Raw genomic sequence first — 13,405 nt, forward strand, 5'->3', positions numbered from 1 at the left:
TTTTCTTGACCACTACACCGTGATCTCACCCGGATTTATCCATGAGCAAATCGTTTATGATTTACGCCGTTTATTGGCCCTAATGAGTCATGCTCCGCCCTGACCCATGTGTGACAAAGATCGCAGTTTATACATCTGGCGACAGCGCCTGACATGCCGCGACACCACCTGTCGCCGCTGTTCTGCATTGTCGTCAACCATCAAGCAGTAGCAATCCAAGGAGTGATGCATGAGTAAAATGATCCAGATGAAAGAGTCCACCGCAAAGCGCGAGGTGAAGCAGGAATACGGCCTGACCGAAACGGATGGCCAGGCTTTCTGGGATCGGGTGAACCGGGTGATCGGTGAATCCCGAGAGGAAGTCGATAATGAAGACCGCGTTCCTGCCGGATATGAAGTGTATCGATAACGTCAACACGTACATGTTAGTTGGTCATTAGTTGACTCCTGTGAGCGATATCTGCCACGAAACGCTCGTAACGACAAAGCGGCCAGTTCTACTGGCCACTTTTTTTTGGACCGTTCGACAGCACCGGCTGAGATCACACCAGTGAGCAATACCGGGGGAATCCCCGCATGGCGAGACACCTGTATCGCGGTTTAGCGACCCAATGAGCCGTTTTGGCTGCACCTCCCTCCAAACCTCCGCAAAAAGATCATCCTGACCTTCTCAGCCTACTGAAATGATGCTCCATCTTCTGCCTACGGCATCGACATTACCTCCGCCCTTCAAGGCTTCTAAACCTTCCTTACCCGAGTGTACTTGCGCTAAATAATGTGTGAGTAAGCAACCATGATTTCCACAAGAAAAGTCCTGCAAATCCATCGTTTCGTCAGTCGTGCCATTGAGCAAACACCCTCTATGACCACCCAGGGTATGGTGCAAATCCTGGACTGGACCATCATGCGAGTGCAGCAAAACCAAATCAGGGAGGAGGCCTATCCCTGTATCTTTGCCAGAGGGGCTGAACTGTTTTATCTGATTAGTTCAATCCGACCGTTTAGGCGATACAACCAGTTAACCGCATTGTGTGCTGTCGACTGGTGTGTCCGACAACATGGCTTTGGCCTCAAAGCTCTGTATCTGGATGAACAGCAGGTCATAACGGAGCGCATAAGACGCGATTACCGAGAGCCACTCTTGCAGGCATGTGATCATTTTGCTCAGGAGTATCGCTACTGGTTTTTCATGCATAGCGAACCCTTCAGTAAACAAAGTGCCAGGTCTGCTAGTGCAATTACATCCATTAGTCGCAGCTTGTTTGATCTCAACTGGTAACTGCCGCTCCCCCTCATTCTTACCTCAAGGAGGTGAGCAGAAACATAGCAATGAGGTGTGACCCCAACCCCCCTAGTTCAGAAACAAATCAATCGGGTGGACTGGTCGTGCCATAACGAAAGGTGGTCGTATGCAACCAATAGCTTCCCGTGCTCGAAGACATCAGCGCCGTCATAGAGAAAAACGAGCACAAGCCGCGATAACGGGCCAGCACTACCATCCCACAATCCTCTTCTTTACCGGGGCGGGCTTGTCAGCGGAAAGCGGTGTGCCCACGTTTAGAAGTGAGGGCATTTGGCGTAATCATGAGAACTGGTGCTATTCCCACGCTAATAGCATGAGTACGGATCTGGCTGGCTTCTTGACCTTTCACAACAAGCGGCGTCAAACCATGTTAGAAGCCGCCCCCTCACAGGCGCATTATCTGATAGCCCTGCTACAACAGAAATGTACTGTTAGGGTCATCACCCAAAATATTGATGACTTACATGAGAGAGCAGGTAGCCGTGAAGTCCTTCATCTGCATGGTTCAATCCAGTTTTTGGTCCCCATAGGTTTTCGTAGCAAAAAATATCGGCAGCCTTGGCATGAGGATGTGGCGATCGGTGATCGCTGCCCATCCACTGGCTCACAATTGCGTCCAGATATCGTGCTGTTTGGCGAAAATGTTTATGAGTATCAACAAGCTCGTCGCTGGCTCTGCGAGGCTGATATCGTAGTAGTTGTCGGCACCAGTTTGCTTGTTGAGCCTGCGAGTTCTTTGTTACAAAACATCAACCCTGGCGCATGTGTCTACTACATCGATCCCGATCTTGGTTTGTCATCCAGATTACCGTTTCCCGGTGAGCTGATTGTTGATGGGGCCAATCGCGGTATTGCTCACGTATTGGAACTAACCATGGAGAAAATGGCATGAAATTATATTTGGACGATGAAAGAGAAACCCCGGCAGGGTGGATTCGCGTATTCTGGCCTGATGAGGCGATTGCATGGCTAAAAACAGAGATGGTGACTGAAATTAGTCTTGATCATGACCTCGGTGATGATGGTAGAGGAACCGGATACGATGTTATTATCTGGATAGAAAATGAAGTAATGACAAATTACTTCATTCCTCCCAAAATTCATATTCATTCGGCAAATGTCTCCGCAAGAAGAAAAATGGAACTGGGCATTATGGCCATAAATAGCTTTTTAGGGAAGTCAACATGACAACTCCAGAGCTGTAACTAAACTTCAGATATAGTAAGTCATGCCACTATGTATAAAGCCCTCTGGCTCTTAGTAAAGAAATGATATCTGCAATGATTTTCCAACAGTTAAAAGCCATCCCCTGAAAGTAAAAGACTTCTAAAATCGATAAGCACTCAGCCAGATTGGATATCAATCTGGCTGAGTTAAAACAAAATCTTTGCTGTTTTCTAGATGCCTTTCGGCTAGGAGGATAGTGGCGGTCTTTTGCTATTCCCTTCCGCACTCACTAGGTTAAGTTTAGTTATGGCTTAATTTTATTAACTAAATAGCTTCATATCCATTTTATCGTGAACGGTAATGATGACTTCATATAGTGCAGCAAAAACACTGTCTTCATCACGCTCACTGAGCTTTGCCCACACAGAGCCGTCATTGCCCCAATTATGAGGGATTCGGTTTTTCCCCTGTGGGTCGAGGTCCCAGCTCCACCATGACCAGTATTTATTTGATTTACCTTGCATGTGCGGGAAAAGTGCTGACATGGCAGCTGATATTTTTTCAGTTCGACCTGCCTTTTCGCTTATCCCTGATATGCCAAAATACAAACCATTAAAATTTGCTCGATCAAATTGCCAGCTAAGATGATGCGTGTCGCTTGAATCTAATGATATGTAAAAGCCAGCCCAGCGACTTGATGTATCAGTATCAGAAATTTTAATCTTTAAGTTATGGTTTGTTAGCTTCTCATTTAAATCTTTGATTAGATTTCCATACAATTGTTTGCGCACAACTTCAATTTGATTATAAATGACAAATGCAGATTCTATTGTGTGACTATCTTTCTTAATAATTTCAGATAGTTCGTCGCTGTTATCCATGATATATTCGCCATTAATTGATTGGTTTACATACTTGATTAGGGATTCAATGAATACTCTGACCGTTCCAGCTCGGACGTACAGTAAACAATCACTTAGCCACTCTACAACTTTATACCAAGATACTGTTAGGATGTGTTGCTTCAGTACGTCTGGTGTGTCTCTGGGAAGACTAGACTCGCTAGGTTCATGATTACACAAATAAATTAACTTCCATGGCTTTCCAAGCTTGTTAAGCCATTGTGCGTAATCTCTTAACTGGTTATCTTGATCCTCTGCCCATGGCTTGTTTTCTATAGCAATAATGCCTTTAGGTGTCGTCAATAGGAGGTCTATTTTTCTCCCGTTTTCAATTATGACTTCATAATCTACTCTGGCTTTATGAAAACAGTCTTCCGTGGCGATAGGACTGTTATGCCCTAAATTTTCAATAAGGGAGAGGAATCCTTTTAGAAATAAAATTGACTGTCCGTGGCTTTCATTGGGGGATAGCAAAAAACGCAGATAACGGGACAGTGCTAGCTCGTCATTCTTCAACCAGTCCATCAAGCTAAAGTCCGGTGCTAGCTCAGCCTGATATCGTGATTTCGCTCGACGAGTTACCTCTGTCCAGCGAACAACGTTCTCAAGAAGTGCTGCTGCCTTCTGATGTATGCCGTTCATTTCGTTATCCTTTTTACAGAATCTGCACGGCAGAATAACGCACGTCATCATTTGGGCAAGCACAAGCCATAAAATATCTGACCAGCATCAAGCCAGGGGATTTTGGGGCTGCGTTGTTGAGTTCATTCTGAGGCCCCCCCCGGCGAGGCACCTGTATCGCGGTTTAGCGACCCAATGAGCCGTTTTGGCTGCGCCGCCCTCCAAACCTCCGCAACAAGATCATCCTGGCCTTCTCGGCCTGCTAAAACGTTCCTCCCCTTGCTGCCTGCTTTTGCCACCGGATCCCATAAAAGCAAAGGGGCCAGTTCGCACTGGCCCCCCTTACTCTTAAAACTGCTCGATGTGTGTCGTCTCCTCCGGTGTTTCCGATGTGGGGGGGGCGCTGATGCTGCCCGCCTTGCTGTTTGAGAATCGGCTAAAAATTCGCTTTGATGGTTCGCATTTTGGCAGCGACCCCTTCAGGCTGTCACTCTCTCCGGCACGGCTACTGACGACCTCACCAGTACTGCCAAACAATCGATTCAAATAGAACGAGTAAACGCCACTATCCACACCCGCTACCTTGATCTTTCTTACATAGCGGTCTGGTGCATACCTCTCAAGATACTGGTTATCGAACAACCATGCTTTAACAGCTTCACCCATGCTCGGAACCAGTTTGTCGAACTGCTCCTTAAAGATGTAACACCGTTCGCCTTCTATGAAGCCTAGGAGCTCCCTCGTTACAACGGCTGGCTTGCCAAGGTGAATTTTATGTCGTTGGAGCGCTACCGTATTCTTGAATTGGGTAGCGGCTCGGGTGACGTCATCCAGTTGCTCCTCCAAGGACGCAACCCAGCGATTGGCGCCCTCAAGCACGGCGGCCTCCACCTCATTCTCGGTATAGGGCAACACACCCAGCTCGATACCATACAAGCCGGTAGCCAGCGTGATAGCGAAGAAATCCAGGCCACGACGAACCAGAGGTGAATCCATCGCGCCATTGACCATCTGCATCAGGCGCTCGGCACACTCATGAACCCGGTTGCGAACTAACTCTTGCAAAGCCTCATAAGAAGTGGCCTCCGGCAAGTTCAACAGCCCTTGTGCCAAAGCCGGAAGGGCTGTGCCGTAGTATTGACCACAGGCCGCCTTGAGTTGGTCAATCCGGGCTTTGGCTTGGGCCAGGGTTTCGCCGGGCAATTTCGCATCATCGGGGTGAACCTCGATGTTGAGCATCCGCACATAGACACCGGAATTGGCACTGCCACCCGTTTTCCTCAGATAGTCATCTGTGCTGAGTTCACCTGTGGATATAATACAGAGGATGGCTGAGCCTTGATCCTCCTTCTCATCCCCACCCGTTTCACACCTTCCTTTGGTTTTCCCATTGGATAGGGCATAGATGGTTGCGTCGAAATTTTTGCTGTTGTGTGACCCAAGCTCATCCAGTACTAGCCCCATACCGTGGTGACTTTTTGCCACAGCAAACAGCCAATTCGTCGTGCCATGCCACTTCCTGATAGCAGACCCACCATCTTTGCTTGGATCAGTAGCTCGTCCCACGACACTCTGTGCCAACTGCCCCCGAGTCGTCTTGCCGCCTGAGCTGAGGCCATGAAAGTGAACAATAACCGTCCCTTCCTTCAGGAGGTCCAACAATACATTCCCAAGCATTGCCAAAATCGGAAACATCATGCTAGGGAGCGGCCGGACAGGCCCAGCCACATACTCTTCCCATTCCAGCAAGGTGCCCTGTGCTCTCAGCTGCGGCAATGCTTTACGGATTTGATAGCTCAGCTTAGTTTCCGGGGTTCCAATGTTTCGCTGTAGCACTGTCTCATGCGTTACATAGATCAACTTTCCAGAGATAAATCCAGCCTGCTCAACGCGATAAATTGGCTCAATTGAGCCACACCTTGAACAGTGGTTCATAAACCGAGAAAGCTGCCGATCGTCATGACCATAATACCCAACACGTAGCTCACCCAACTGGACCTTGACCCTTTTCAAGTCATGCAGGACATCATCAAGCAGGACTGTAAAGACGTGTGGCTTACCATCATAGCCAATGCAGACCAACACCAACCCTTTGAACTGATTGTGATTATCAAGAACGCAATTGAGCGGAAGGACTAACGTATCGAACAGCTCAACGGGCTTCCTTCCTTCAAGGTTCACCACTTTCAGGTCAGGGCTAACAACGTAGTGCTCGGGCAACAGACTGGATTTCATCCATGTTTGGAGTTCATCAATGGTATACGACAGATGAGTACCATCCGACCTGACGGGACGCTCAGAAGAACCCTTTCCCTGATTAAGGGCTAGCCCCTCTTCTGATGCCAGATAGGCCGCTTCTTGAGACCACTGATGGATACGCGCCAGTTCTTGCAGCGCTAAGTTTTGATGGCTGCAATAGGGTTCGCTGGATACTAATAAAGCTGACTCTGATGGCTGAACTACCGGAGCGATAGCAGAGACAGGCACCGATTCTGACGCGGATGCTTCCTGAATGGGGCCTAATGCCGAACCTGTCGGCGATACACCCTGACCAGCACTATTGGGGTCTCCTGTAGACCCATTTAGGGACTCTTCAATAGAACATAAACGTTTCTGTTTGCAGTTATCATTTGTTTTTGAAAGACTCATAATTCTTAATGGGGGAGTCTCCCTCCCCCATCTCCTAAAGTTTGTTAGCAGGTGAGGTTGGGGAGGTCCCATACGGTGTGTAGTGCGTCGACGGCCTTGACCAGCGTCTTATCGTGGTAGCGGGCGTATCGCTCGGTCATCCTCGGCGAGCTATGGCCTAGGACTTTTTGCAGTACATCAAGCGAACAGCCCTTGTTCAGCAGTGAAGTAGCGACGGTATGACGGGCATCGTGGATGCGTACCTCTGATAGCCCACAATCATTGCAGACCCGGTACCAATACCGCCGAGGTTCGGAAATCTGAGAGACACCGTCCTGGCCACGAAACAGCAGGCCAGTCGTGCCATGGCGCTGGCGCTGAAGCTGAACCAATTCAAGGGCGAACTGATTAAGCGGTATAAGCCTTTCTCGACCAGACTTACTCGTCGGTAGATAAGCGATCTGAGTGGTGAGATTACAATCCTGCAGCTTTAGAGCCCTGGCCTCTCCCATCCGGGAGCCCGTTGCGAACAGGAACAGCAACAGACGAGCCTTTTCCTCGTCAATGTCTTCCATCAAGCGAGCGACCAGCTTATTGACTGCCTCATCGGGTAAGCCTTTGGGAGGCAGGACAGGCTCGTATTTGGCGGGGATATCTGCTGCGGGAGACGATTTGAGTATGCCGCGCTCCACTGCGAAGGTCGCAATAGCCTTGATCTGTGCTAGGTAGCGATTCACCGTAGCAACAGATTTGGTTTTAGCTTGCTCCGCTTGAAAGCGCTCGATATCATCACGAATGACACGGTTCAGTGGCTTGTGCCCTAAAGCTGCCACGATTGGCTTTATACGGGACTTAATAGTCCTGATAGAAAGATGAGTTTCCTGCACTGCGGGTAGGTAATCATCATAAATGAAGCGCTCTACCGATAAACTAGCGCGATAGGCTTGTTTGAATCCATCCGGATCTGTGATGAGCTCCGCCATCAGTTTACGTGCTTTATCGCGTATCACTTTGAGGCTAGCCTCACTGGTGCTCGCGATCTTAAACCGATAACGCTGATTGTTTCTGTGCACATTGAAGTAGCCGACCCTGGCACCAGATGTATATGTGACCCATGCGAGCCAAGGGACGTACTCGTCTTTCACCTCTTTTTGTTTGGAGACGTGTTCTCCACACGACCCCAGCCTGCTTCTAGCAGTTGGCGGTGATACTTCGCTGCTCACAATTACCTCTCTAACCATAACCGCCGGGATGACGGTGACTGGAAAGTTTTTGCATATCCCCCCTCAAATCACAACAGCACCAAATGCAGCCATATTATTGATATTTAATGAATTTGTTTGTAGTTGAGGACCCTAAAGGCAGCCATATGAAGGCGATTCGGAGGCGAACATCAGATCGCCTTCTGGAGAGCGACTTTGTGCTTCTAACGACAAATGCTCCTTATCTTCAGGGGGATCTGTGTACGCCCACAAAGCAAAAATCGTCATTTGAGGCTCAAAAAGAGGTGTAATCGAGATTGAGTTTTTGTGATTTTTGTCACAATAAATTTGAGTTCCCCCGCCGAAACACCATCACTTCTCTTCTTCACAGGGACGCTGAGGAGCTGACGACCGGAGGTACAGAGGCAGCGACACAGCAAACCTTGTCTGGTCAATTTCTGGTAACTTTTCAGCGCACAAAAAACATGCAGGTTAGTTCATCCGTTTTTTGACAAAAAATGGGCTCACTTGTTGGAGGAACCGAATGTGTGAGAGAGCGAAAAGGCAATTCTATAAAGGGAAAAATCCTCGATAGCAGAACCTGCCGACAACCGGATCCGGGTGTTGAGTCAGGGGCTCCTTGCACACTATCTCGCCACTTAGTTCACCCTATGCAAAAACAGGCCAAAAACTGGGGCTACAAGGTTGACACCCCAGTCCAGAAAGGGTTTAATGCGCGCCGTTGCCCAGATAGCTCAGTCGGTAGAGCAGGGGATTGAAAATCCCCGTGTCGGCGGTTCGATTCCGTCTCTGGGCACCATAATTCCTCCTTAGTTCAGTCGGTAGAACGGCGGACTGTTAATCCGTATGTCACTGGTTCAAGTCCAGTAGGAGGAGCCAAATTCGAAAAGCCCGCTCAATCGAGCGGGCTTTTTCATTGCTAGTTGCTGTTGCACGCTGCTAAAAAGAGTGTCGCACCACAGGTGGCACTGAACAGCAGCATTCCGGTCTGCAACATGCTGCCAGGGCATGGCTTCTTCTCTCTTTTTCTGGCCCTGATCCACTTCGGTTTCATCACATTACCTTATCCATTTTGTCGGCCTGAATGGCTGCACTCCTGTGCAGGCGAGCCATCTTTGTTGAATGGCACCATGGCGTCAATCTCCCCCGCAAAACAATTAATTCAGCACCGTTGAAGAGCGGCTTGTCTGGTGATGTTTCGACCTTTAAGCCATTGTTAACATTTTGGAAAACCGGAGTGACCCCAAGGCAGGGCGGGGCTATGATGGGTTAATGATGTTCCCATCCTGACGGAGAGATCCCAGATGAACAGCCCCTTGAGCTATGTACTGGACGGCATTCATTGCGAGCCGCACTTTTTTACTGTTCCCCTCGATCATGATGAGCCGGATGGTGACAGCATTACCCTGTTTGCCCGCACCCTCTGCCGTAAAGACACGCTCGATGAGAAGCTGCCCTGGCTGCTGTTTCTGCAAGGTGGGCCGGGATTCGGGGCGCCGCGCCCGACGGCCAACAGTGGTTGGCTCAAGCGGGCGTTGCAGGAGTTCAGAGTGCTGCTGCTGGATCAGCGTGGCACCGGGATGTCGAGCCCCATCCACGGGCATATTCTTGCCAAAATGACCCCGGCCGAGCAGGCGGAGTATCTCGGCCATTTTCGCGCCGACAGCATAGTGCAAGATGCCGAGTTCATCCGGCAGGAGCTCTGCCCCAAGCATCGTTGGAGCCTGCTGGGGCAAAGCTTTGGCGGTTTTTGCTGCCTGACCTATCTCTCGCTCTTCCCCGATAGCCTGCGGGAGGTCTATATCACCGGCGGTATCGCGCCGATTGGACGCAGTGCCGAGGAAGTTTACCGCGCCACCTATCAACGGGTGGCTGACAAGAACCGCGCCTTCTTCGCCCGCTTCCCCCACGCTCAGGGGATTGCCAACCGGCTGGCCAGCCATCTGCACCAGCACGATGTGCGACTGCCCAACGGCCAGCGCCTGACGGTGGAGCAGTTCCAGCAGCAAGGGCTGGATCTCGGCGCCAGGGGGGCCTTCGAGGAGCTCTACTATCTGCTGGAAGAGGCCTTTATCGGCGACAAGCTGAGCCCGGCGTTCCTCTACCAGGTGCAGAGCATGCAGCCATTCAACACCAACCCGCTGTTTGCCATCTTGCACGAGGCTATCTACGCCGAGGGGGAGGCGACTCGCTGGGCGGCCGAGCGGGTGAGGAGCGAGTTCTCGGCGGTGAACTGGGCCCCCGGCAAGGATTTCGCCTTCACTGGCGAGATGGTTTACCCCTGGATGTTCGAGCAGTTCCGTGAGTTGCTGCCCCTGAAAGAGGCGGCCCATCTGCTGGCCAACAAGGCGGATTGGGGGGCGCTCTATGACCCGGCCCAGCTGGCCCGTAACAAGGTGCCGGTAGCCTGCGCCGTCTATGCCGAGGATATGTATGTGGAGTTTGACTACAGTCGCGAGACCCTGCGGGGCTTGGGTAACAGCCGTGCCTGGATCACTAACGAGTATGAGCACAACGGTTTGCGTGCCGATGGTGAAGGGATTTTTGATCGCCTGATCGCGTTGAATCGCGACCGTTAATTGCCGTTACTGGCAGCCCTCGCGGGAGCCTGGATTCCCGCGAGGGTTTTTATGGATGGTTGTTATGAAAGCGCGATCCCCTGAACCTTGCCCCGCGCCTGCCTGACGATGAGTGGCTTGCCAGCGATGAATTACCCCTCTCCCTTTCACGGTTTTTGCCGATCCCTCGCCATATACTTTGCGGGCAAACGATCATACCGTGCAGATAGGACCGTTCAATGGGCGCGTGGTACTGCAATAGCACAGCGTTGCAATAGCGCTGCAGATAGCAAAAACAACAAGAGGGCCGCGAGGCCCTCTTTTACATGGAGAGGTATCGGCGAGCGATCAGAGGCTGGCGGCGATGCGGGCGCCGAGGGCCGCGTTGTTCAGTACCAGCTGGATGTTGGCTGCCAGCGAGTTGCCGCCAGTCAGCTCACAGACACGAGCCAGCAGGAAGGGGGTAGACGCCTTGCCCTTGATCCCCTGCTCGTCCGCTTCATGGAGCGCCCGGGCAATGGCTGCGTCGATATCGGCTTTAGGCATAGCGTGTGCGGTCGGGATGGGGTTGGCCACCACGGCGCCGCCCGCCAGTCCCAGCTCCCACTTGAGGCGAAGTGCCTCGGCGATGGCTGCCGGGGTATCGAGGCGATAATCGACCTTGAAGCCGCTCTCGCGGGTGTAGAAGGCTGGCAGCTCTTCGGTTTGATAGCCGATCACCGGCACGCCCTGGGTCTCCAGATACTCCAGGGTCAGCCCGATATCGAGGATCGACTTGGCACCGGCACAGACTACGGCTACCGGCGTTTGCGCCAGCTCCTGCAGATCGGCGGAGATATCGAAGGTCTCCTGCGCACCGCGATGTACCCCGCCGATACCGCCGGTGGCAAAGACCCGGATCCCCGCCATGGCGGCGATGATCATGGTGGAGGCGACCGTGGTGGCCCCCATCCCCTTGCGCGCCAGTACGAACGGAATGTCGCGGCGGCTGCACTTGGTCACGTCGTGGCCAGCCCGGCCCAGCGCTTCCAGCGCACCGGCATCCAGACCCACCTTGAGGCGGCCATCGAGAATGGCGATGGTGGCCGGAATGGCGCCGTTATCGCGCACCACCTGCTCCACCTGACGGGCCGTCTCCACGTTCTGCGGATAGGGCATGCCGTGGGAGATGATGGTGGATTCGAGGGCGACCACCGGTTTGCCGGCGGCCAGTGCGGCAGCCACTTCCGGTTGGATATCGAGGTAAGCGTTCAGCATGAGTACTCCTCCAGTATGCGGTCAACGGCGGTCTTGCAGAGACCGGAAAAAACGGTATCGGAACAATTGACGGTGAGGGCGGCGCAGCCCAGGGCAAAGCGGGTGGTTTGGGCAATGTCGAGCTCTTGCAGCCAGGCGTGGGCGAGGCCAGCCATAAAGGCATCCCCGCCGCCGGTGACGTTGAGTACCGGACTGCCCAGCACCGGCAGGTGGCCCTGTTGCTCGCCATCGCTGTAGAAGATCCCCTGTTCACCCAGACTGAGGAACAGTCGTTTGACCCCGGCGCGGTGGAACCAGGCGGCCACCATGGGCCAGGTTTCGGGCCCGGCGATGGTCATGCCGCACAGCTGCTCGGCTTCGCTGCGATTGGGTTTGAGGGTGTGGATCTTGCCAAGCCAGGGGCGGATCTTCTCCACCTTGGCCACCGAAACGGTATCGACAAAGATGACGTGATCTCCCTGCCGCTCGAACAGCCAGTCAAGGGTGTGGATAGCCAGATTGGTGTCGATCAGCCAGAGCCTGGCACCGCCGAGAAAGCCGCCGAGGAGGGTCAGGCGGGCAGGGGTGAGCTGCTCTATGATGGCCATGTCATTGATGGCGCAGCTCATTTCGCCGCTGCCATCATGCAGGCTGAGATAGCAGGAGGTGGTGTGGCCATCGAGCACCAGAGTCTGGCGCACATCGACGCCGGCCCGCTGGCTCACCTCCAATAGATGGTGGCCATACTGGTCGTTGCCGACCGCGGTTAGCAGCCGGGTATCGCTGCCGAGCCGCGCCAGATTCTCGGCGATATTGCGGCCAACGCCGCCCGCCGAGGTGCGTACCTTGCCCGGGTTGGAGTCGCCAAGCAGCAGGTTGTCATGGCTGGTGCCGCAAATATCCATATTGGCACCGCCGATCACCACTACGTAGGGGCCCTCTCGCAGTACATAACCTCTGCCTTGCACATATCCCTGCCGGATCAGGCTGGAGATGTGGCTGGCCAGCGCGGAGCGGCTGATGCCGAGGCGATCGGCCAGCTCCTGCTGGGCAATCATGGGATCCTGACGCAGCAGGGCGAGGATCTCTTGTTCACGCTCAGTCATAGACAAACATCCATTTACAAACGTTTGTCTATTATTTCTGATAGTCGCTTTTTGACTATCGGGTTATCCAAAACTTGTCGGCTTGCGCACAAAAAATCGACATCGAAGACAGGTTGGCAAGCGGTTTAGCCGGGGAGGGGACTTTTAACGGGTCGGTAGCCCTGCAGCGGCTTATAATGGCCGCCGCAAGATGAGGAGAGATGATGGATAAGAGTGAATTCTGCTGCGTGGGGCTGGTCAATCCCAAGTCCCCGGAAAATGTCGGCTCCGTGATGCGGGCTGCGGGTTGTTACGGGGTGGATGAGGTCTACTACACCGGTAACCGCTTCGAGCTGGCGCGTCGCTTTGCCACCGATACCAAGCAGATGGTGGAGAAGATCCCGCTGCTCGGGGTGGATGACCTGATGGCGTTTATCCCGCAGGGGTGTGTGCCCGTGGTGGTCGATCTGATCGATGGTGCTACGCCGCTTCCCGACTATGTCCATCCTGAACGCGCTTTTTATATCTTCGGGCCGGAGGATGGCACGCTCGATCCCGCCCTCTATGGCGCGGTGAAAGATGTGGTCTATGTACCGACACAGGGTTGCATGAATCTGGCCGCCTCGGTCAATGTGATCCTCTATGACCGCTTGGCCAAGGCAATGAGGGGAGCGTAATTAGC

At 52.7% G+C, this 13,405-nt stretch carries 10 protein-coding genes and 2 tRNA genes; 7 read left to right on the forward strand and 5 right to left on the reverse strand.

Going from position 1 to position 13,405, the window contains the following annotated elements:
- Window positions 1-229: 229 nt before the first annotated feature.
- The 3 genes from BN1125_RS12870 (at window position 230) to BN1125_RS12885 (ending at window position 2,491) form a co-directional block, all read left to right on the forward strand.
- Window positions 230-409, forward strand: coding sequence for a hypothetical protein (locus BN1125_RS12870; RefSeq protein WP_029304370.1), 180 nt, complete (start codon window positions 230-232; stop codon window positions 407-409).
- A gap of 1,000 nt (window positions 410-1,409) precedes the next feature.
- Window positions 1,410-2,195: an SIR2 family NAD-dependent protein deacylase gene (locus tag BN1125_RS12880; RefSeq protein ID WP_052446169.1), complete on the forward strand. Its 786-nt coding sequence runs from the start codon at window positions 1,410-1,412 to the stop codon at window positions 2,193-2,195.
- Entirely contained in the window at window positions 2,192-2,491 is a 300-nt protein-coding gene (locus tag BN1125_RS12885) for a cyclic-phosphate processing receiver domain-containing protein (protein WP_042012714.1), read from the forward strand. The genes BN1125_RS12880 and BN1125_RS12885 overlap by 4 nt, the downstream gene beginning before the upstream one ends.
- 299 nt (window positions 2,492-2,790) lie before the next feature.
- Here BN1125_RS12885 and BN1125_RS12890 read toward each other — a convergent pair whose 3' ends face one another.
- The 3 genes from BN1125_RS12890 to BN1125_RS12900 all read right to left on the reverse strand — a co-directional run bounded on the left by BN1125_RS12890 (window position 2,791) and on the right by BN1125_RS12900 (window position 7,844).
- On the reverse strand, window positions 2,791-4,014 hold the full coding sequence (locus tag BN1125_RS12890) for a PDDEXK-like family protein (RefSeq protein ID WP_042012715.1): 1,224 nt from the start codon (window positions 4,012-4,014) through the stop codon (window positions 2,791-2,793).
- Window positions 4,015-4,341: 327 nt separating this feature from the next.
- Window positions 4,342-6,642, reverse strand: coding sequence for a DUF927 domain-containing protein (locus BN1125_RS12895; protein ID WP_167562319.1), 2,301 nt, complete (start codon window positions 6,640-6,642; stop codon window positions 4,342-4,344).
- Window positions 6,643-6,686: 44 nt separating this feature from the next.
- The gene (locus BN1125_RS12900) at window positions 6,687-7,844 is read right to left on the reverse strand and encodes a tyrosine-type recombinase/integrase (RefSeq protein WP_167562320.1); all 1,158 of its coding nucleotides are present in this window, start codon (window positions 7,842-7,844) and stop codon (window positions 6,687-6,689) included.
- Window positions 7,845-8,567: 723 nt separating this feature from the next.
- Here BN1125_RS12900 and BN1125_RS12905 point away from each other — a divergent pair.
- From BN1125_RS12905 to BN1125_RS12915, 3 genes are all read left to right on the forward strand, one after another.
- Window positions 8,568-8,643: transfer RNA gene (locus tag BN1125_RS12905), tRNA-Phe, on the forward strand.
- 4 nt (window positions 8,644-8,647) lie between these two features.
- Window positions 8,648-8,723 (forward strand) — tRNA-Asn (locus BN1125_RS12910).
- Window positions 8,724-9,148: 425 nt separating this feature from the next.
- Window positions 9,149-10,423 (forward strand): alpha/beta hydrolase, encoded by a 1,275-nt coding sequence (locus tag BN1125_RS12915; RefSeq protein WP_042012719.1) that lies wholly within the window; start codon window positions 9,149-9,151, stop codon window positions 10,421-10,423.
- Between the two features lie 327 nt (window positions 10,424-10,750).
- Here BN1125_RS12915 and BN1125_RS12920 read toward each other — a convergent pair whose 3' ends face one another.
- Both BN1125_RS12920 and BN1125_RS12925 read right to left on the reverse strand, forming a co-directional pair.
- On the reverse strand, window positions 10,751-11,659 hold the full coding sequence (locus BN1125_RS12920) for a pseudouridine-5'-phosphate glycosidase (RefSeq protein WP_042012720.1): 909 nt from the start codon (window positions 11,657-11,659) through the stop codon (window positions 10,751-10,753).
- Window positions 11,653-12,744, reverse strand: a complete 1,092-nt coding sequence (locus BN1125_RS12925) for a PfkB family carbohydrate kinase (protein ID WP_042012721.1) — start codon at window positions 12,742-12,744, stop codon at window positions 11,653-11,655. The genes BN1125_RS12920 and BN1125_RS12925 overlap by 7 nt, the downstream gene beginning before the upstream one ends.
- 203 nt (window positions 12,745-12,947) lie before the next feature.
- On the opposite strand from BN1125_RS12925, the gene BN1125_RS12930 reads away from it, so the two are divergent.
- Window positions 12,948-13,400 carry an RNA methyltransferase gene (locus BN1125_RS12930; protein WP_042012722.1) on the forward strand — a complete coding sequence of 151 codons (453 nt, stop codon included), beginning with the start codon at window positions 12,948-12,950 and terminating at the stop codon, window positions 13,398-13,400.
- Window positions 13,401-13,405 lie beyond the last annotated feature (5 nt).

Source organism: Aeromonas fluvialis (genome assembly GCF_000819885.1).
GTDB lineage: Bacteria > Pseudomonadota > Gammaproteobacteria > Enterobacterales > Aeromonadaceae > Aeromonas > Aeromonas fluvialis.